The sequence below is a fragment of the Paraburkholderia translucens genome, assembly GCF_020881035.1.
Taxonomy (GTDB): Bacteria; Pseudomonadota; Gammaproteobacteria; order Burkholderiales; family Burkholderiaceae; genus Paraburkholderia; species Paraburkholderia translucens.
In genome coordinates, this window is record NZ_JAJITC010000013.1 from 26,956 (window position 1) to 47,655 (window position 20,700).

Annotated in this window: 16 protein-coding genes; 10 read left to right on the top strand and 6 right to left on the bottom strand. The window is 63.8% G+C overall.

What is annotated here, in order from left to right:
* The first annotated feature begins 162 nt into the window (after positions 1-162).
* The 4 genes from LJ655_RS22085 to LJ655_RS22100 all read left to right on the top strand — a co-directional run bounded on the left by LJ655_RS22085 (position 163) and on the right by LJ655_RS22100 (position 6,427).
* Positions 163-903: an ATP-binding cassette domain-containing protein gene (locus LJ655_RS22085; RefSeq protein WP_230563352.1), complete on the top strand. Its 741-nt coding sequence runs from the start codon at positions 163-165 to the stop codon at positions 901-903.
* Between the two features lie 56 nt (positions 904-959).
* The gene (locus tag LJ655_RS22090; RefSeq protein WP_230563353.1) at positions 960-1,955 is read left to right on the top strand and encodes an ABC transporter permease; all 996 of its coding nucleotides are present in this window, start codon (positions 960-962) and stop codon (positions 1,953-1,955) included.
* 113 nt (positions 1,956-2,068) lie between these two features.
* A complete protein-coding gene (locus tag LJ655_RS22095) occupies positions 2,069-3,061 on the top strand; it encodes a sugar-binding protein (protein ID WP_230563354.1) in 993 nt (330 codons plus the stop codon).
* A 309-nt stretch (positions 3,062-3,370) separates the two neighbouring features.
* Entirely contained in the window at positions 3,371-6,427 is a 3,057-nt protein-coding gene (locus LJ655_RS22100) for a hybrid sensor histidine kinase/response regulator (RefSeq protein WP_230563355.1), read from the top strand.
* A 61-nt stretch (positions 6,428-6,488) separates the two neighbouring features.
* On the opposite strand, the gene LJ655_RS22105 is transcribed toward LJ655_RS22100, so the two are convergent.
* The 4 genes from LJ655_RS22105 to LJ655_RS22120 all read right to left on the bottom strand — a co-directional run bounded on the left by LJ655_RS22105 (position 6,489) and on the right by LJ655_RS22120 (position 10,764).
* Positions 6,489-8,207, bottom strand: coding sequence for an alpha/beta hydrolase (locus LJ655_RS22105; RefSeq protein ID WP_230563356.1), 1,719 nt, complete (start codon positions 8,205-8,207; stop codon positions 6,489-6,491).
* Positions 8,208-8,292: 85 nt separating this feature from the next.
* Positions 8,293-8,970 carry a DUF1028 domain-containing protein gene (locus LJ655_RS22110; protein WP_230563357.1) on the bottom strand — a complete coding sequence of 226 codons (678 nt, stop codon included), beginning with the start codon at positions 8,968-8,970 and terminating at the stop codon, positions 8,293-8,295.
* Positions 8,971-8,980: 10 nt separating this feature from the next.
* Positions 8,981-9,412, bottom strand: coding sequence for a RidA family protein (locus tag LJ655_RS22115; protein WP_230563358.1), 432 nt, complete (start codon positions 9,410-9,412; stop codon positions 8,981-8,983).
* Positions 9,412-10,764 (bottom strand): flavin-containing monooxygenase, encoded by a 1,353-nt coding sequence (locus LJ655_RS22120; RefSeq protein WP_230563359.1) that lies wholly within the window; start codon positions 10,762-10,764, stop codon positions 9,412-9,414. The genes LJ655_RS22115 and LJ655_RS22120 overlap by 1 nt, the downstream gene beginning before the upstream one ends.
* 173 nt (positions 10,765-10,937) lie before the next feature.
* Between LJ655_RS22120 and LJ655_RS22125 the strand changes: the two genes are divergently transcribed.
* The 6 genes from LJ655_RS22125 (at position 10,938) to LJ655_RS22150 (ending at position 17,603) form a co-directional block, all read left to right on the top strand.
* The gene (locus LJ655_RS22125; RefSeq protein WP_230563474.1) at positions 10,938-11,861 is read left to right on the top strand and encodes a LysR family transcriptional regulator; all 924 of its coding nucleotides are present in this window, start codon (positions 10,938-10,940) and stop codon (positions 11,859-11,861) included.
* A 119-nt stretch (positions 11,862-11,980) separates the two neighbouring features.
* Positions 11,981-13,132, top strand: coding sequence for an SRPBCC family protein (locus LJ655_RS22130; RefSeq protein WP_230563360.1), 1,152 nt, complete (start codon positions 11,981-11,983; stop codon positions 13,130-13,132).
* A gap of 44 nt (positions 13,133-13,176) precedes the next feature.
* Positions 13,177-14,379: an ABC transporter ATP-binding protein gene (locus tag LJ655_RS22135; RefSeq protein ID WP_230563361.1), complete on the top strand. Its 1,203-nt coding sequence runs from the start codon at positions 13,177-13,179 to the stop codon at positions 14,377-14,379.
* 2 nt (positions 14,380-14,381) lie between these two features.
* On the top strand, positions 14,382-15,437 hold the full coding sequence (locus LJ655_RS22140) for an ABC transporter substrate-binding protein (protein ID WP_230563362.1): 1,056 nt from the start codon (positions 14,382-14,384) through the stop codon (positions 15,435-15,437).
* Positions 15,438-15,479: 42 nt separating this feature from the next.
* Positions 15,480-16,736, top strand: coding sequence for an ABC transporter permease (locus LJ655_RS22145; RefSeq protein WP_230563363.1), 1,257 nt, complete (start codon positions 15,480-15,482; stop codon positions 16,734-16,736).
* A gap of 39 nt (positions 16,737-16,775) precedes the next feature.
* Positions 16,776-17,603 carry an ABC transporter permease gene (locus LJ655_RS22150; RefSeq protein WP_230563364.1) on the top strand — a complete coding sequence of 276 codons (828 nt, stop codon included), beginning with the start codon at positions 16,776-16,778 and terminating at the stop codon, positions 17,601-17,603.
* Between the two features lie 94 nt (positions 17,604-17,697).
* On the opposite strand, the gene hydA is transcribed toward LJ655_RS22150, so the two are convergent.
* Both hydA and LJ655_RS22160 read right to left on the bottom strand, forming a co-directional pair.
* Entirely contained in the window at positions 17,698-19,149 is a 1,452-nt protein-coding gene (gene hydA, locus LJ655_RS22155) for a dihydropyrimidinase (protein ID WP_230563365.1), read from the bottom strand.
* Positions 19,150-19,181: 32 nt separating this feature from the next.
* A complete protein-coding gene (locus LJ655_RS22160) occupies positions 19,182-20,693 on the bottom strand; it encodes an NCS1 family nucleobase:cation symporter-1 (RefSeq protein ID WP_230563366.1) in 1,512 nt (503 codons plus the stop codon).
* Between the last annotated feature and the right edge of the window lie 7 nt (positions 20,694-20,700).

Here is a 20,700-nt window from a genome sequence, read left to right on the forward strand (position 1 = left end):
TGGCACGATGTCTTCATGCCGGCAGCGCCGCGGCTCGCCAGATGCCTACAGAGCCTTGCTAAAAGCTCAACCGTGCACTAAAAAACATCTATTTACTTTGCATGTCTCCCGGCCGCCCGGCCAATGCAATGGGCGCCTCCACCTCAGCGAGCGCGACAGTCCATGAGTCTTCTTGAGCTCAGAGGCGTTTCCAGACATTTCGGCGCCATTCAGGCCCTGACCGACGTGACGCTCAGTCTGGAGCCAGGCCAGGTGGTTGGACTCATGGGCGATAACGGGGCCGGAAAATCGACCTTGGTGAAGGTCGTCGCCGGCAACTTTCCGCCTTCGCACGGCGAGATTCTTATCGATGGAAAGCCCGTGCATTTCAACAAGCCGGTCGACGCCCGCGCGCGCGGCATCGAGGTTGTCTATCAGGATCTCGCGCTTTGCGACAACCTGACGGCAGCCGCCAATGTGTTCCTTGGGCGCGAACTGCGCATCGGATTCGGGCCGATTCGCGTGCTCGATCACGCGAGCATGTACCGGCGCGCCGGTGAGCTATTCAGGGCGCTCAAGTCCGAGACACGGCCGCGCGACCTCGTCAGGCAAATGTCGGGGGGGCAGCGCCAGGCCGTCGCCATCGCCCGCACGCGCCTCTCCGAAGCGCGGCTCGTCCTGATGGACGAGCCCACCGCCGCGATCAGCGTGCGCCAGGTCGCCGAGGTGCTCGATCTGATCAAACGCCTGTCCGAACACGGCATTGCTGTCATCCTCATCAGCCACCGCATGCCTGACGTATTCGCCGTCGCCCACCGCGTGGTCGTCATGCGGCGCGGGCGCAAGGTCGCGGACAAGAGGACCGAAGAGTCCTCACCGGAAGAAGTGACCGGTCTCATCACCGGAGCCATCGCCGCCGCCTGAACCTGCCTCGCACGGGAGACCTAACCTTGAACAACGCGCCGCGAAGGCCCTCTTCAATGCCGACATTGATCGATGATCCGCAGTCCGCAAGGACGCACACCCGCTGGTCGGGGCTGCTCGCGAGCCAGGTGTTCTGGGTCGTGCTGGCAACGATCGTCGCCTGCATCGTCCTGTCTTTCGCGACCTCGACCTTCGCGACCTCCGAGAACCTCTTCAACGTCACGCGAAACTTCGCCTTCGTCGCGATCGTCGCGCTCGGCATGATGGCGGTGATCGTCACGGGCGGCATCGACATTTCGGTCGGTTCGACAATCGGCATCAGCGGCATCGTGCTCTCGGTCGTCATGAACGCGGGTTACCCGATCTGGGCCGGCATCGGCATGGGGCTGCTGACCGCCGGGCTCGTCGGCCTCGTCAACGGCGTGCTCATCGCGTATCTGGGCATGCAGCCTTTCGTCGTGACGCTCGCCATGCTGAGCGTCGGCCGCAGCCTCGCGCTCGTGATTTCCCGCAGCCGGACCATTTTCGATTTCGGCCCCGACGGCAGCAAGCTCCTCGCGCTCGGCGGCGGCGCGACGCTCGGCGTCGCCAATCCGGTGTGGTTCCTGATCCTGCTCGGCCTGCTGTTCTGGTTCGCGTTCGGCTGGACGCGCTGGGGCCGCTACGTCTTCGCGATCGGCGGCAACCGTCATGCGGCGAATCTCACCGGCGTGCCGGTGCGCGGCATCGTGTGCTCCGTTTATGTGCTGTGCGGCCTCATGGCCGGCGTCGCCGCCATTCTCGAAGTCGGCTGGCTAGGCGCGGTGACGACAGGCCTCGGCACCGGCGACGAGCTGCGCGTGATCGCCGCCACCGTGGTCGGCGGGACCAATCTGGCCGGAGGGGTCGGCAGCGCCTTCGGAACGGTCGTCGGCGCCGCGCTCATCGAAGTGATCCGCAACAGCCTGATCCTGCTCGGCGTCGACGCGTTCTGGCAGGGCACGGTGGTCGGCACTTTCATCATCGTCGCGGTGCTCTTCAACCGGCTCGGCGGCGAGCGGCAAGGAGATTGAAAAGTTTTCGGATGCAGGCCGGAGCCCGATGTCGGGCCTGCCGTGGGGAACGTGGTCCAAACTGTGTGGGCAGACATAGGCACCGCCGAGCCGGCGCCGAACAGGAGGAAACAATGAAGAAACTGTGGATGTGTCTTGCTGTGGCCGGAGGGCTCTCGATGCTGGCGTCCCCGGGCTTCGCGGCCGATAAGACCCTCGCGCTGGTGGTGAAGGGTCTCGACAACCCGTATTTCGACCTCATGCATCAAGGATGCGAACGGGCGAACAAGGAACTCAACAAGGAAGGCTTCAACTGCTACTACACCGGCCCCGCGACCGCCGCGGACGAAAGCGCGCAAGTGCAGATCATCGACGACCTGTTTACCAAGGGCGTCGCGAGCATGGCGATCTCGCCCGCGAACGCGCCGGCCGTAGGGGAGGTATTGCGCCGCCGCGGCGGATCGGTCCCGGTCATCACTGCGGATGCCGATTTGCTGCCGAAGGACGCCTCGCTGCGCAAGAGCTACGTCGGCACCGACAACTACGAGCTGGGCACCAAGCTCGGCGAGCAGTTGAAGATGCTGATGCCGAAGGGCGGCAATGTCTGCTTCGTAATGGGCAATCCGGCGGCGGAGAACATCAACCAGCGCGCCCAGGGCGCGCGCGACGCGCTCTCCGGGAAGAAAGGCGTCACCAAACTCGCCGGCGAGAACGGCTGGCATGAGATCAGTGGCTGCCCGCTGTATGTAAACGACGACGCCGCCAAGGCGAACCAGATGATGCAGGATACGCTGACCGCCAACCCTACCGGTCTCGACGCCTTTCTGTTCGCGGGGGGCTGGCCGCTCTTTGCGCCGCAGGCCTTTTCGCAGGTCGTCGCGCCGATCATGGACAAGATCAAGACCGGCAAGTTCGCGATCGTCTCGGCGGATACGCTCGGGCCCGAACTGCAGGCGCTCAGGGACCGCAAGGTGAATGTGCTCGTCGGCCAGCGGCCCGAGGAAATGGGCTACCGTGCCGCGATGGTCATGCGTGACCTCGCGCAAGGGAAGACGGTGCCCCCGGTCATCCACACCGGACTCGACGTCTGCACCTGGAAGAACGTCGACACTTGCCTGAAGCATTGAAGGCCCGGTAGCCCGCGTTATGACGATGACGCGGGCAATGCGGGAGCCGGGTCGGCACTTTGCTCCCAGTCCGTCTTCCCCGTTCACGCGCTCGTCGACGAAGGCCACCGCCTGGCGGATCGCGCGTTCGCGCGCGGGCGCGCAGGCAACACCCGCATCGCAGCCCTTGCCTTAGCGAGGGCAGCACGGACGATTGCGCTCGTCCCAGTGAGAGGTTGCGGCAACCGGAACCCATACCGCGACAGAACGGCGGCAATAGCCTTATGATGCCGCAAGTCTCTCTCTTTTTTCGCTGGATGCAAGGCAATCATGCCAACGCAGATCGGGAAATCCAATGAGCACGGCGGTGCGCTTCGGGCACCCGCTGACCCGCCAGGAAATCACGAGCCCAGTGTTCTGAGTCGCTATCAGCGCATGTTTTTCTACAGCGCTGGCATTGTGATTTCGTTGATCGTCGCGCTGCTGACAGGCGTTTTGCTGTATTCGATGATCAACGACTACATCGAGCACCGCTACACCGACTTCGTCGTGCGCACGACGCGCCTTCAACAGGAGTTCCTCGAAGGCGAAATCCTGATGCGGGCCTTTGTCCGGCACGCAGAAGAGAGCTGGGACGCGCATCCCGTCGCGCCAGACGGGCTTGTCGACAAATTTTTCGCGCAACGTGGACGTATTGTTCTGCAAACGAGGCGGGGGTTCGACGCAGCGTTGGTATTGGGCGATATTACCCAGCAGCCACCTGACCCGGAAGTTGCCCGATATCTGGCGCTTGCCAGCGAGTTGAACCCCCGCGTTGGCGCCTCGGCCAAGGCACTGTCCGTTGGTGCGTCAGGATATGCATATACACCTGATCACCGGATCATTGCCATCTTTCCGGTCCCAAATGTTGACGACCCGCTCAAATCGACTGGTGTGAAAAGTGTCGAGGAACTCGTGCGCCGCATCGCGCCCGACATTGGCGATCTGGCAGACCCGGCAGTTGAGGCCAGGTTGTTTGCCAACCGTGATCCGATGTGGTTCCCGCCGGTTGAGGATCCGTTCGGTCGGGACCCCACGGTAAGGGCGGTGATGCCCGCGTTTGCGAACGGAAGGGCATTTCTCGTGGCCGTTCGCGAAGTTCCCGTGAGTTTGCTGCGCGAAGAGCTTGCCGCGGCACGTCATGACGAAGCCTCGATGCTCGTCGACTCCGCAGGCAAGGTGATCCTCCTTGACACCGGCCCGACGGGCGGCGCCCGCGGACTAACCGAGCGGATTCTCAGCGCGGAACAGCAGATCACGCAAACAACGCGGGTGACGCGGCACTATCTGAGGGGCCTCTTCATCGCAAGTGGTCCAGTGACGAGCGGGGGCTGGAAGCTCGTCTACGGCTTTACGTGGCGCACGATCCTGGCCGAACTTTGGCCGGACCTGCTCGGCTACACAGTGGCGATGCTGCTAGTGACGGCGTTCCTGTGGACACTCCTGCTGCTGCTCGATCACAGGATTTTCACTCCGGGCTATGTGCGCTCGCAGCGCGTTTTCGAAAGCGAGAACCTGAACCGCACGATGGTGGCCGCGGCGCCGTCCGGATTTGCGCTGCTGTCGTTCGAGCGCGGTGATGTGCTGTTGCAGAACGACTTGATGCGGAACGTCGAGTCGAACACACATCCGGATGAGCCGCCATTGCACGTCCAGTTGCATCGTCTCTACGACCGCGCCGAAGGGGCTCCCGCGTGGCAGTCCGATCTCGAGCTGCCTCTCAGACTGAAGGACGACCGTATCGACGATCTGTTGGTAAGCCTGGTCAGAACCAAGTATCAGGGGCATGACGTGCTGCTGTGCAGCTTCTCCGACATCACCTCTCTCAAGAACACGGAACGCAAGCTCAATGAGGCGCGTGCCGCAGCCGACGCGGCCAATCAGGCGAAGTCTGCTTTCCTTGCCATGATGAGCCACGAAATACGTACGCCGCTCAATGCCATTCTCGGCAACCTCGAGTTGCTCGGACGCTCGCCGTTATCAGCGTCGCAGGAGGACCGGTTAAGGGTTGTTACGTCGTCGTCCACTGCGCTGCTCGGGATCATCAACGACATTCTCGATTTTTCGAAGGTCGAGTCCGGGCAGATGACGCTCGAGTCGATCAGCTTCGATCTCGGTGATGTCATTCGGCAAGTAGGTGCGATGTTCGAACCCGTCGCACATGCGAAGGGCCTCGAATTCGACTGCATGATCGACGATGCGCTCGCGCCACACTATCTCGGTGACCCAACGAGAATCCGGCAGATCGCCATCAATCTGGTCAGTAACGCGATCAAATTCACGGCCACGGGCGAGGTACTCCTCGAGGTCTACCTCAAGGACGACACGGCCCGTGATTCTCCGATCGTGATTGGCGTGAGCGACACCGGCATCGGCATGACGCCCCAGCAGCAGGAGGCGCTTTTTTCCGCATTTACACAGGCTGACTCATCGATTGCGAGGCGCTTTGGCGGGACCGGACTCGGACTCGCGCTCTGTCTGCGCCTGACCGAATTGATGCATGGCACGATCCAGGTGAAAAGCGAATTGAATGACGGCAGTACCTTTGTCGTGACCTTGCCCCTTCCGGTAAGCCCCGGCGTACCGGTCAGCGCGCAGGGAGACGGCAAAACCAGATGGGAGTCCGCCGCAATCGACACACACGCCATTCACATCCTCGTGGTCGACGATCAGCCTGCAAACCGGGAGTTGATCGTCGCGCAACTTGCCACGTTAGGGTATGAGGCGCATATGGCCGATAGTGGCGCAGCGGCGTTGCGGCGCTTTAACGAGCGCCACTACGATCTCGTGATGACCGACATCAATATGCCGGAAATGGACGGGTATGCACTCGCGCGGTGCCTGCGCGACCAGGGCGCGAGCGTGCCGATCGTCGCGATTACTGCGCATGTGGCGGCAGAAGAACGCGCGCGATGCGCGCAAGCCGGAATCGACGAGATCCTGCTGAAGCCCGTCCTGCTTGACACCATGGATGCGACGGTGCGGCGGCTGGTCGACGAGGCCGGCAAGCGTCCCGCGAGCAACACCGGCAAGAGGCGCGACATATCGCAAGGGCCATTGCCTGAGCACATCCATGCCGCGATGATGCAGTCGCTGAAGGAATCGCTCGTTGCGCTGCACGCCGCCATTGAACTGGGTGACATCAAAACGCTGCTTGCCCAGCTTCATGCGGTACGCGGCTCGTTCGCGATGATTCAGGAGACCGAAGTGGCGAACGCGTGCGCGCGGATGGAGCAGCAAGCCAGAGATCATGACGTTGCCGCCGTCAAGGATGGGCTCGACCGTTTTGAACCGCTTGCCTATGCGACGCTCGCGCGGCGCGTGATGAGCGCACAACCCGACGCGTGAGCTTTTGCTGCAGCCGTGAATCAGCGTGACCGGGAAGCCGCGCGCCGACCGTTCAGCCCGGTCACGGTTCCGTCTCGTCGCCAGGGATCCTGTCGAGGAACCGGGCCAGCCGTTTGGTATCGGCCTCCTTCCAGCCCTCGGGAGGCACAACGCTGACCCAGCCCGTGGTGTAGTCCTCCAACGAGTAGTTGTGCCCGAAGCCCTGCGGCACGTTGAGCTGGTGAATCAGATCGCCCACTGCCTGCACGCCCGAGACGATGGGAAACCAGCGCATGGCGTCAGGCACGTCGAAGCCGCGAGGCCGCGTCATCCATTCCGGTGGCCGCCAGAACGCCTCGACACTCCAGAAGACGGCCGGGTCGGCAGGATGCTGAAGATAGACGATTCGCGGGAACGGCCAGTCGGCCTCCAATTGCACTTGATGCGGATCGCGGTTCAGGAACCGCACGGAGCGCCCCTTATCGAAGACCGGCTGCCAGAAGGGCGACCCGGGATCGCGCTCGCGGGTGATTTGCGAATGGATGGTATTGCTTTGCTTGGCACCGGCAATGAGCACGCCATCCGTGCGGGCCACCATGTTGGCCACCGAGGCAGACGCATCCGCTCCCACGAAAGGCGCTTCCACCCCCGCGGCGCCGAGACTCTTGCCAAACAGAATGAGCTTAGGCCGCCGTTGCGGCGGCAGCTTCGACCAGCGGGCCCGAACGGCGTTGAAAAGCGTGATGCCCGCCTCGTCCGCGAGACCGGCGTCCATAAAGATGGCTAGCCGGCTAGGCAGGAAAGAGTACTGAATCGCCACGATCGCCGTGTCGCCACGGTACACCTGCTCCAGCGAAGCCACGGCGTTGGGGACCATCCATCCCGTGCCGGTGGGCACCCAGACGACCAGCACCTTCCGCTCGAACCCGCCCGCGCGTTCGAGCTCACGGACCACGAGTTGCGCGCGCTGCTCGAGGGAGTCCGCGGAACGCACGCCTACGTAGACCCTCACCGGATCAACGAGCCCGACATCGGTCCCGTGAAACATCGCGAGCTGACGCCTGGTTGTGACCGTTGCCACAAAGTCGCGCCCCATGCGTCCCAGGGTGTCCCATGCGACGAACGATCCACTGCTGCCGGACACTGCTGGCGACTCGGGTGGCACGGTTCCCTCTGTCGTGTCCTCGTTTCTCTGCGCATGGACCAAGTTGGAGAACGTGGTGAGCGCGGGAAGCGCGACTGCACGACCGAGCGCCATGCCCATCACGATGATGAGCAGTGCTGTTGCCGGCACCGACACGATTGACGGCACGTGGCCCTGGACGAACCGCTTCACTGCGCCAACGCCGCGGCCCACGGCCCGCCCGGCGGCCACGAAAAGCGCTGCGGCGAACGGCGACAGCACGCCCACCAGCAGGCCGTCCAACCAGACGAGGGATGACATCCCCATGAAGCTGCGTTGTTCGTTCTGCCAGCCGAGCCATAGCTTCGAGCCGAGGACTAGCGCTATGAGCCAGACCACTGCAAGAACGATCCAGCTACGCCGGCGGATCTCGCTGCCGGGCAAGCGCCCCCGTCGCGCGAGGAGTCGATGCACGCCACGCCCGGCCAGCGTGCCGAGCCCATAGCCGATGGCCAGGCAGATCGCGCCGATCACAGTCTGCGTTGCCCACGTCCGCGGAATCAGCGTTGGCGTCAGCGACTCCCACCAGAACAGAAGCGCGAGCAACGAGCCGCTGAACGCAGGCTGGTCAAACGCGCCTCGAAGCTCGGGAGCTACTGGCTGGTGGGAGTTCCGCATGCGCGCTCGTTCAGGTTGGCACAACTGTCACCCCGTTCCCGTGGGTCAACTTCGAATCATTGTATGAAAGTCGAAGCCTACCCGATCATTCATCGCCGGGCACGCCATAGCTTGGCGCCGCAGTCGGATCCAGAGCACGCGTCACGTAGTCCTGCATCTGCGGACGATAGGCCTGCCAAAGCGCGTCGAGCCGCCCGATCGGATCGTCGTCGGTCCAATCGACGCGCAGATCGACGAGGGGCCAGACCTGCTGATCGGCGATCTTCAGCGCAGCGGAATGCACGGGCCCGGCTTCCCCGCCCGCTTTCACTGCCGCGTGCATCGCGGCGAGCAGCCGGTCGGCCAGCACGCCCGCCGACGACTCGAACGCCTCGATCATCGAATCGATCACCTCGGTATACGCGAGCAGGTTCCCCGCCGCGACGCATTGGTCGCCGGCGACCGCATGATGCAGACCCAGCGCCTGATTGCCGGTGAACATCGCCGTGCGGCCTTCGCTGTCGACCACGGCCACCTGCCGGTACGCTCGCCATTCGTGCGCGGCGAGCGCCGCGTCGAGCGCCGCGTCGGCGGCGAGTCCGCGGCTTTCGATCAGATCGAGAATCTGCGGCCCCAGCGCGGGCAGGGTCACGTTTTGCGTCGCCACTACGCCAACGCCCGCCCGCACCCACGGACAGCGGGCGCCCACTGCAATGCTCGAAGAACTGATGGCAATGCCGAGCTGGCCGGTTTGCCGGCAGCGTGCGACGATCGAGAACGTCATGGCTCGCTCCTTAAGCCTGAGGCGGCGTCCAGTTGTCCGGAACGACCGCGATCACGTCGATTTCCATGAGCCATTGCGGCTGGCCGAGCGCGCTGACGCACAGGCCCGTCGAGATGGGAAATACGCCTTTGAGCCACTTGCCGACTTCCTGATACACGGGCTCGCGGTAGCGCGGGTCGATGATGTAGGTCGTCGTCTTGACGATATGCGACAGATCGCTGCCCGCTTCTTCGAGCAACTGCTTGACGTTCTTCATCGCCTGTTCGGCCTGGGCGCGCGGGTCGCCAAGACCCACGAGGTTGCCCTCGAAGTCCGTGCCGACCTGGCCGCGCACATAGACCGTGTTGCCGGCGCGTACTGCCTGGCACAGGTCGTTGTCGAGCGACTGGTTCGGATACGTGTCTTTCGTGTTGAACATCCGGATGCGGGTATGGGTCGGCATCAAATCACTCCTTGCTCGTTGGCTTTCAGCGTAGGCGAAACGTCGGGCGCGTGAGGCGCGTCACGAAGCTGGGCGCGCTGCGCATCGTCCTTGCGTTGCGACGCGTCACGATAGTCCAGGTATTTGCGTTGCGTGACGATGTGATCGGCGATGTGCTTCGCGTCGTGCCACACCCCCCAGATGAACGACGACCCACGGCGCGACAACCACGGCAAGCCAAGAAAATAGAGGCCCGGCTCTTTCGAGACGCCGCGCTGATGTTTCGGTTTGCCGCGCTCGTCGAACGCATCGACGTGCAGCCAGCCAAAGTCGAGCGCATAGCCGGTCGCCCAGATAATCGTATTGACGTTCGCCTTCGCGAGATCGAGTTCGCGCAACGGATGAGTCACGCATTCGGGATCAGGCGGAATCTCGCGCGCGGCCGGCTCCGCGGGCAGGTCGATGCCGTTGCGTGCCACGTAGGCATCGGCGGCATCGAGCAGCGACATGAGATTCTCGTCGCCGCGCTTCAGGTTCTCGGCAAGGTCCGGTTCGAATCTGGCCACACCGTTCTCGAACGACTTCGTCACGCCGACGAGCGTCATGCCCTCGTGCGCGAGACGGCGGAAGTCGATGGTCTTGCCGCCATATGCGCCGCTCACCGCGATCGTCACATGTTCGCGCCCGGGGGTGGCGACTTCCTTGTCCCATTCGCCGAGCACGCCGAGCCACCAGCAGAAGTCGCGATTGCGATAGCTGCGCGGCGGCCGGTCATGCGCGCCGACCGACAGATACACGGTGCGACCCGCGCGCCGCAATTCGTCTGCGATTTGCGTGCCCGACGAGCCCGCACCCACCACCAGCACGGCGCCGTCAGGCAACTGCGCGGGATTGCGGTATTCGACCGAATGGAGTTGCGTAATGGATAGGTCGCGCGGCGCGATGGGCGGAATCACCGGACGCTGGAACGGGCCGGTCGCCACCACCACGCGATTCGCCGTGAGCGTGCCGCCGGAGGTCTCGACGCTGAAGCCCGGCCGCCCCTCGCGGCGCGTGACGCCTGTCACTTCCACGCCGGTGCGGATCGGCGCGTTGAACTGCTGCGCGTAAGCGACGAAGTAATCCGCCACCTGCTCCTTGCCCGGAAATCCATCCGGATCGCCTGCAAATTCCCGGTTGGGAAAGCGGTCGTGCCATGCCGGCCCGTTGGCGACCAGCGAATCCCAGCGTGCGGTGCGCCAGCGTTCGGCGATGCGGCCGCGCTCCAGCACGAGATGCTGGACGCCCGCCTTGGTGAGGTGTTCGCTCATCGCCACGCCCGCCTGCCCCGCGCCTATGACCAGCGTGTCGATCGACATCGTTTCAGCCGTCATGGCCGTCTCCTTTCAAAGCAGCACGAGGTTCATTACGGTTGGACCCGGACAGAATGTACGCTCGGCGCCCGGCAAACAAAAATACATTCAAAAAATGCCATGCATCGCTTTTAGCTATGCAGAGATTTTTTTCGGGGGGAGAATTCATGTCGTCCGGACGTGAGGAGAAGCAGATGGAAGGCCATCCGGTACGGTATTCGTTGCGACAGCTGCGCTACTTCGTGGTCACTGCGGAAACATTGTCATTCACCGCTGCGGCGAAACGGTTGCACATCTCGCAGCCGTCCATTTCCACGGCCCTTGCGGATCTGGAAGAGTCGTTCGGAGTCCAGCTTTTCATTCGCCATCATGCGAGCGGACTGTCGCTGACGCAACCGGGGCGGGACCTGTTGGGCCACGCTCGCAATCTGCTTAAAAACGCGGAGGAGTTGCAACTGACCGCGAAAGAGCTCGACGGCGGCATGTCCGGTTCGATTTCGCTCGGCTGTATGGTGTCGCTCGCGCCACCGTTGATGCCGGCCATCATCAGCCGTTTCGTCAAGGATCACACGTCGATCACGTTCCGCACCACCGAGGCGCATCAGGACACGTTGCTAAGCGGCCTCGCCGATGGCTCCCTCGACATCGCGCTGACATACAGCCTCGACATCACGGACGGCATCACGTTCAAGCCGCTGCTTTCGTTACCACCGTACGCTATTCTTCCCAGTACGCACCGCCTTGCGCGCGCACGCCGGATCTCGCTCGCGGACCTGTTGCCCGAACCTTATGTGATGCTGGATCTGCCCCACAGCCGCGAGTACTTCTCGGCGCTTTTCGATGCGGTCGGCGGCCGTCCGGTGGCGGCATTCCGCTCGTCACAACCCGAAGTGGTGCGCGGCATGGTGGCCAACGGTCTTGGCTACAGCATCCTCAACTTTCCGCTCAAGTCGAGCCGCACGGTCGACGGCGAAGACTTCGTGATTAAGCGTTTCAAGGAGAACGTCAATGCGACCACGCTCGGCATCGCGATGTCCAGTTCGATGAAGCCGCGCGAAATCGTGAAGCGGTTCTCGGCCTTTTGCGAGACCTTTATCCGGCGCTTGCACATCGACTAGTCGGCAGCCGGACTGCATTGCCTGTGTCTATGCAATGCATCGAAAAACAGTATTTTGACTAGAAATTTGGATTGTTAGATTGATACTCAACGCAATGCAGAGGCTGACGCGGAGGCCACATGGCAGCGCTTTCGTTTTCGACAGAAACCGGCCCAGAACTGGTCCGGGCGCTACGCGCCAACTGCGAGCGCCCGTTCGGAGACGCTCGCGCCATGCCGCCCGGGGTCTATACGTCGGAGGCGTTTCTCGCGCTTGAACAGCGCGACGTGTTCAGCAACGAATGGCTATGCGTAGGCCGCGCGAGCGCGCTTGCGCAAACGGGCGACTATCTGGCTGCGCACATCGGCGACCAGCCAGTCGTCGTGCTGCGTGAGGCAAGCGGCAACCTGCGTGCGTTCTCCAACGTCTGCCTGCACCGCATGTCGGTGCTGCTCGAGGGACGCGGCAACGTGCGCCGCATCGTTTGCCCATATCACGCGTGGAATTACGCGCTCGACGGCACGCTAGCCGGCGCACCGCTGATGGACCGTCAGCCTGGCTTCTGCAAGGAACGATACGCACTGCCCGCGGTGCGCTGCGAGACGTGGCAAGGCTGGATCTACGTGACGCTCAACGACGAGGCGCCGTCGGTATCGACACGGCTTGCCGAACTCGCCTCGCTGATCGAGCCATACGGAATGACCGGCTATGTCGAGACCTTCCATGAAGAGCATGTGTGGGACACCAACTGGAAGATCCTCGCGGAAAATTTCATGGAGAGCTATCACCTGCCGATGTTGCATCGCGCCACGGTAGGGCCGCATTCGAAGCTCGAGGAAATGGAGTGTCCGCCGGGGCGGCCCGCGTTCAACTATCACTGGATCACCAAGGAAGCGACGCTGCCGATCGGCAACGCGCACCCCGCCAACACACGTCTCGCGGGACACTGGCGCCGCACCACCGCGCTGCTGGCAATCTACCCGACGCACCTCGTCACGCTCACACCGGGCTACTTCTGGTATCTGATCCTGCAGCCGCAAGGCGTCGGCCGCGTGCATATCCGCTTCGGCGGCGGCCTCGCGCCGGAGTTCATCGACGATCCCAAGGCCGCCGAGTACATGGGCACGCTCAAGGCGCTGCTCGACGAAGTGAACGCCGAAGACCGGCGCGGCGTCGAGGCGGTGTTTCGGGGCGTGCATGCACCGCTCGCGAAACCCGGTCACCTGAGCCCCCTCGAGCGGCCCAATTACGATTTCGCGCGCTATCTCGCGCAACGCATCGGCACGGCATGACGCCGCTGCCGCGCCCGGATAGCCGCTCCCTCGCCGACACTCCCATGCCTGATCAATCGTTCATCTCTTTCTCGGGCGTCAGCAAGTCATACGACGGCACGCACAGCGTGGTCGAGGGGCTCGACCTCGACGTCGCCCGCGGCGAGTTCGTTTCGCTGCTCGGGCCGTCGGGCTCCGGCAAGACCACCACGCTGATGATGCTCGCCGGCTTCGAGTCGCCTACCCGTGGCGAAATCCGGCTCGCGGGCAAACGCCTCGACGACAAGCCGCCGCATCGGCGCGACATCGGCATGGTGTTTCAGAACTACGCGCTGTTCCCGCACATGACGATCGCGGAGAACGTCGCGTTTCCGCTCTCGGTGCGCAAGGTGAGCCGCGGCGAACAGAAGGCGCGCACGCTGCGCGCGCTGGAGATGGTGGAACTCGCGCATCTCGCGGGTCGCCGCCCGGCGCAACTGTCGGGCGGCCAGCAGCAGCGGGTCGCGCTAGCTCGCGCGCTGGTGTTCGAGCCGAGCGTGGTACTGATGGACGAGCCGCTCGGGGCGCTCGACAAACGCCTGCGCGAGACGATGCAATACGAAATCATGCGTCTTCACCGCGATCTGTCGCTGACGATCGTCTACGTCACGCACGACCAGAACGAAGCGCTGACGATGTCGGACCGCGTCGCGGTGTTTTCCGATGGCCGCATCCAGCAAGCCGCCACGCCGACCGAACTCTACGAAAACGCGGCGAATGCTTTCGTCGCGAACTTCGTCGGCGAGAACAACGGCCTCATGGGCCGCGTGCTGGCGAACGACGCCGACTGGGCCGCGCTACAGCTTGCCGACGGCAGCATCGTCCACGGCCGCGCGGGCAGCGGACTTGGCAACGGCGATACCGCGATGCTCGCGCTGCGCCCCGAACGCGCGCACATCGCCGCGACGCCGGAAAGCGTCGTGCAGGCCGGACAACAGAACATGAATGTCGTACACGGGCTCGTGCAGGAACTCGTCTACTGCGGCGACCATCACCGCGTGCACCTGAAGCTGGGTCATGGTGAAACCGTGGTGGTCAAGGTACCGAATACGCAGCATCAGGACCTGCCGGTACTGGGCCGTCAGACCGCCGTCGTGTGGCGGCGCGACGACTGCAAGGTGCTGCCGGCCACCGCCGCAGCCCGCGCCGCCGCGTCACCCGATGACGCCAGCCGTTCCGCCTCCTCGTCTTCTTCGTCCGCTTCGCCACTCATCGCAGGAGTCAACTAGACATGAAAAGCAACCGTTCTGTGTTCCGGGCCGCCCTCGCTGCTTGCACGCTCAGCGTCCTCGCTGCGGCCACGGCTCATGCGGCCGATACGATTTCAGTCGTCACGTTCGGCGGCGCCTATGAAAACGCCGCGAAACAGGCCTGGTTCGTGCCGTTCACCGCAAGGACGGGCAATCAGTTCGCCACCGAGTCGTATGACGGCGGCCTTGCCAAGCTCCAGGCGATGGAACAGGCGAAGAATCCGACGTGGGACCTGATCGACCTCGAAACCAACGACGCCATCACCGCCTGCGATGAAGGCCTGCTCATGAAGTTCGACAGGAAGTCGCTCGGCAACACCAGCGACTTCCTGCCCGGCGCGATCAGCGATTGCGCGGTCGCCGCGATGGTGTGGTCCACCGTCTATGCGTACGACACGACGAAGCTCACGACGCCGCCGACCACGATCAACGACTTCTTCGACCTGAAGAAATATCCGGGCAAGCGCGGCATGCGCAAGTCGCCGAAGGTGGCGATGGAGTGGGCGCTGATCGCCGACGGCGTCGCGCCGAAGGATGTCTACAAAGTGCTCGCCACCCCTGCCGGCGTCGATCGCGCGTTCAAGAAGCTCGATACGATCAAGCCGAGCATCGTCTGGTGGGAAGCAGGCGCGCAGGCGCCACAGTTGCTCGCCGACGGCGCCGTCGTGATGACGCAGGCCTACAACGGCCGGATCGACGACGCGGTGCACAAGGACAAGAAACCGTTCAAGGTGGTCTGGGACGCGCAGGTGTACGACTATGAGTGGTGGGCCGTCGTGAACGGAGCGAAGCACGCTGACGCCGCGGCGAAGTTCATCGTGTCCGCATCGACGCCGCAGGCCTATGCCGAGCTGACGAAATACATTGCGTATGCGCCGCCGCGCAAGAACGCCATTGCGCTGATCGACAAGGCACGGCTGAACGATCTGCCGACCGCGCCGGCCAACTTCAAGCGCCCGGTGCAGATCGATGCGCAATTCTGGGCCGACAATTCGGATGCGATCAACAAGCGTTTCCAGAACTGGCTGGCGCAATAAGGCGAACGCCGATCCACGCGTCACGAGGAGCCCCGCGCGCCGATGAACACGCCGCTTCCATCCGCAGCCCCATTCGGCCGCGACACGCCCGCCGCGGACCGCGCCGCCTTCCAGGCCGTGCGCCGCAAGGCGGCGCTGCGCGCGCTGCTGCTCGCGCTGCCGCTTCTCGTGTTTCTGCTAGCCACGTTCGTTGGACCGATCGCCAGTCTGCTCGCCCGCAGCGTGCAGAATCCTGAAGTTCGCCACGGCATGCCGCAGCTCACCGCGGCGCTCGCCAGTTGGAGCGGCACGGGCGTACCGGACGAACCCGTCTTTGCCGCGCTCGCGCACGATCTGAGGGACGCTGCCGCGTCCGGCAATCTCGGCAATATCGCGCACCGCATGAACTTCTACCAGCCCGAGTTTCGCAGTCTGCTATTCAAAACCGCGCGCGCGAGCCGCTCGCAAACGCCTGCGCAATGGAAGCCCGCACTGATCGATCTCGACGCGCGGTGGAACGACCCGGAGCCGTGGCGGCTGCTGAAACGGGCATCTCTGTCGCCAACACCCGACTACCTGCTGAACGCCGTCGACGCAACGGTCGCGCCGGACGGCTCGGTGGCACCCGTGCCCGCCGATAGCGCCGTCTATCGCGCGGCGTTCCTGCGCACGGTGGCGATCGGCGCGACGGTGACGGTGCTGTGCCTGCTGTTCGGCTATCCGGTGGCCTATCTGCTGGCGAGCTTGCCGGACCGGCAAAGCAACCGTCTGATGCTGTTCGTGATCGTGCCGTTCTGGACCTCGCTGCTCGTGCGCACTACCGCGTGGTACGTGCTGCTGCAACCGGGCGGCGTGATCAACAGCTTGCTGATGAGCCTTGGGCTCGTCAGCCGTCCGGTGCCGCTCATCTTCAATCGGACCGGCGTGCTGATCGGCATGACGCACATTCTGTTGCCGTACATGATCCTCGCGATTTACTCCGTGATGAAAGGCGTGTCGCCGTCTTACATGCGCGCGGCGCAGTCGCTCGGCGCCCATCCGGCGGTCGCATTCGTGCGCGTCTATATTCCGCAGACGCTGCCCGGCGTCGGCGCGGGCTGCTTTCTGGTGTTCGTGCTCGCCCTCGGCTATTACATCACGCCCGCGCTGCTCGGCGGCGCCGGCGACGAAATGATCAGCCAGCTGATCGCCTCGCAGACCAACGAGCGCTTGAACTGGGGACTCGCGGGCGCGCTGTCGCTCTATCTCGTGGCGTTTACCGCGGTGTTCTATTTCATCTTCAACCGGCTGGTCGGCATCGACCGCCTGCGCTTCGGTTGAGTGAACCGTTGCCCATTCGTGAACAGGAGGCGCATCCACATGAAAGACGGGCGCACCCGGCTTCTTTCAGAACGCATCGCGGGCGCGGGATTGCGTGTGCATTGCGCGATCATTTTCTTCTTCCTCGTCGCGCCGATTCTTGCAATCGTGCCGCTGTCATTCAATTCCGGCTCGTTTTTTTCGTATCCGATGCAGGGGTTCTCGCTGCGCTGGTATGCGCAGGCAGTCGGCTCGCCGGACTGGCAGCGCGCGTTCACGAACAGTATCGGCATCGGTGCGGCGGCCACGCTGATCGCGACCGTCCTCGGCACGCTCGCGGCACTTGGCTTGAGCCGCGCGCAGTTTCCGTTCCGCTCGATCGTCATGCCCATCATCGTGTCGCCGATGATCGTGCCGATCGTGGTCGTCGCGGCGGGCTTCTATCTGGTGTTCGCGCCGCTCGGACTCGTCAATTCGTATCTCGGGGTCGTGTTGGCGCACGCGGCGCTCGGCACGCCCTTCGTGGTGATCACGGTCACCGCGTCGCTGCTGTCGTTCGATCAATCGCTGTTACGCGCGGCGTCGGGACTTGGCGCGCCGCCGTGGATCGCATTCCGGCGCGTGACGCTGCCGCTGATCACGCCCGCCGTCGCCACGGGCAGCGTATTCGCGTTCGCCACCTCGTTCGATGAAGTGATCGTGATTCTTTTCATTGGCGGCCCGGATCAGCGCACGGTGCCGCGTCAGATGTGGAGCGGCATTCGCGATTCGATCAACCCTTCGATTCTCGCGGTGGCGACGCTGCTGATGGTGTTCGCCATCGCGCTGTTCGCCTGCCTGAGCTGGCTTCGCAAGCGCGCCGCGGCGGCTAGCCGGGCATTGGCCTGAATGGCGAACGACTAGGCAGGCGGTCGCCCCGCGAGAGCGAACCTCCGCGACGCGAAACCATCCACCAACAGCCGCAGACAAGAACCGCGGCACCTCAACGTTCGACGGGGTGCGGCTCCTTCAATTTATTCGCGACGCGCACCGCATCGTAGTAGGCCGCGTTCGGCGGCCGTTTCAGGTACTGCCCCGCGCCACGCTGCGCGCGCAGATCGCCGTCCGCCCACGCATGCGCGCCGCGCGTGAACGTGTGCATCGCGACGCCCTGCACCGTCATCCCTTCAAAGACGTTGAAGTCGACCTTCTGATGATGCGTCTTCACCGAGATCGTCTTCGTCGCAGCCGGGTCCCAGATGACGAGATCCGCGTCGGCTCCCACCTGCACGGCCCCTTTGCGCGGATACAGATTGAAAATCTGCGCGGCATTCGTCGACGTGATGCGCACGAACTCGTTCGGCGTGATGCGTCCGCGATTGACGCCTTCGTGCCATAGCACCGACATCCGGTCTTCGACGCCGCCGCAGCCGTTCGGAATCTTCGTGAAGTCCTCGCGTCCCATCGCCTTCTGCGATGCGCAGAATACGCAGTGGTCGGTGGCCGTCGTATGCAGCTGGCCCGCTTGCAGGCCGCGCCACAGCGCCTCGCGATGCTCGCTCGTGCGAAACGGCGGGCTCATCACATGCGCGGCAGCCCGCGTCCAGTCTGGGTCGCGATACACGGATTCGTCGATCACCAGATGCCCCGGCAGCACTTCGCCGAACACGCGCTGCCCTTCGTTGCGCGCGCGCGAGATCGCTTCGACCGCCTCTTTGGCCGAGACGTGCACGATGTACACCGGCACGCCGAGCACCTGCGCGATGCGGATCGCACGATTGGCCGCCTCGCCCTCCACTTCGGGCGGACGCGACAGCGGATGCGCCTCCGGTCCCCGGAACCCCTTCGCCAATAGCTGCTTTTGCAACTGGAACACGAGCTCGCCGTTCTCCGCATGCACGGTCGGCAGCGCGCCGAGCTCGAGAGAACGCGAGAAGCTGTTCACGAGCACTTCGTCATCGGCCATGATCGCGTTCTTGTAGGCCATGAAATGCTTGAAGCTCGATACGCCGTGCTCGTGCACGAGCTTGCCCATGTCGCGATACACCGAGTCGTCCCACCACGTCACGGCCACGTGAAAGCCGTAGTCCGCCGAGGCCTTTTCCGCCCAGCCGCGCCACTGTTTGAACGCCTCCATCAGCGGCTGCTTCGGGCTCGGAATCACGAAGTCGATGATGCTCGTCGTGCCGCCGGACAGGCCTGCCGCCGTGCCCGTATAGAAATCGTCGCTGGCCGTCGTGCCCATGAACGGCAGTTCCATATGCGTGTGCGGATCGATACCGCCGGGCATCACGTACTGGTCGTGCGCATCGACGATCTTCGCGCCCTCGGGCGGATCGATCGTGCGATCGATCTGCAGGATCGTGCCGCCGTCCTGCGGGTCCGCGATCAACACGTCGGCTCGGTGCGTGCGGTCGGAATCGATCACCGTGCCGCCGCGAATCAGGGTTGTCATCGCTTGCCTCCTCCTTCGTCGGATCACGCCATTCACGCGTTCGCCATGCTCGCGCCCGGACTGCGGCGCAGCTTCATCCATGTGCCGTACACGATCGACGCGAGCGCCAGTCCGACGAACCATGCGTACGTGTAGAGCGTGTTGAGGAATTCCGGCACGTTCGGGAACGATGCCGGGAACGCCGTGTGCAGAAAGCCCGGCAGATTGGGCAGCACGCCGATCGCGAGCGCGACGACGGCGGCCATGTTCCAGCCGCCCGTATAGCTGTATTCGCCGTTTTCGTCGAACAGTTCGCGCGGGTTGAGCCGCGTGCCGCGAATGAAGAAATAGTCGACCATCAGGATGCCCGCGACCGGTCCGAGCAGCGCCGAATAACCGACGAGCCAAACGAAGATATAGCCCTGTGTCGTCGCGAGAATCTTCCACGGCATCATCACGATCGCGAGGCTCGCCGTCACGAGGCCGCCCGTGCGATACGAAACGCGCTTCGGCCACAGACTGGAAAAGTCGTAGGCGGGACCGACGAGGTTCGCCGCGAGATTGCAACCCATCGTGTCGAGCGTGAGGATGATGAGCGCCACGCCGACGCCGATGCCCGTCATGCGGCTCGTCAGATCGATCGGATCCCAGATCGCCTTGCCGTAGATCACGACGGTGGCCGAGGTCACCACGACCGAAATCATCGACAGTAGCGCCATCGGCACGGGCAAGCCGATCGTCTGGCCGACGAGCTGATCGCGCTGCGTCTTCGCAAAGCGCGTGAAATCAGGAATGTTGAGCGCGAGCGTCGCCCAGAAGCCGACCATCGCGGTCAGGCTTGGCCAGAACGTCACCCAGAAAAGCCCTTCTTTCTTGCCGCCCGGCCCGAACTGCGACGGACCTGACAGCATCGAGCCGACGCCGCCCGCTTTCGAGGTCGCCCACCACACGAGCGCAATGCACATCACGACCTTGATCGGCGCCGACCAGCTTTCGAGCCAGCGGATCGAATCGGTGCCATTCACGATGAAGTAGATCTGCAACGCCCAGAACGCGAGAAAGCACGCGAGCTGACCGATCGAGATATCGAGCAACGGCAGTGCCGCGCCATGCAGCGCATTACCGGTCAGGATGTTGAGAAGCGTAAAGATCGCGCTGCCGCCGAGCCACGTCTGGATGCCATACCAGCCGCACGCGACGATCGCGCGCAGCAGCGCGGGCAGCTTCGCGCCCTGGGTGCCGAACGACGAGCGTACGAGCACCGCGTACGGAATGCCGTGCTTGGCGCCCGCGTGTCCGATCAGAAGCATCGGCACCAGCACGATCAGATTGCCGAGCAACACCGTCAACACGGCCTGCCAAGGCGACATGCCCTGCTCCGTCAAGCCGGCCGCGAGCATGTACGACGCGATGTTCATCACCATGCCGACCCACAGCGCCGCGAAGTGATACCACTTCCATGTGCGCTGCGCCGGGCCGGTCGGCGCGAGGTCGTCGTTATAGAGACTGCTGCCGTGCGCGACGGCCGCATGCGACGCGTCGGCGGATTGCGCTGTCTGCTTCATCGATGGA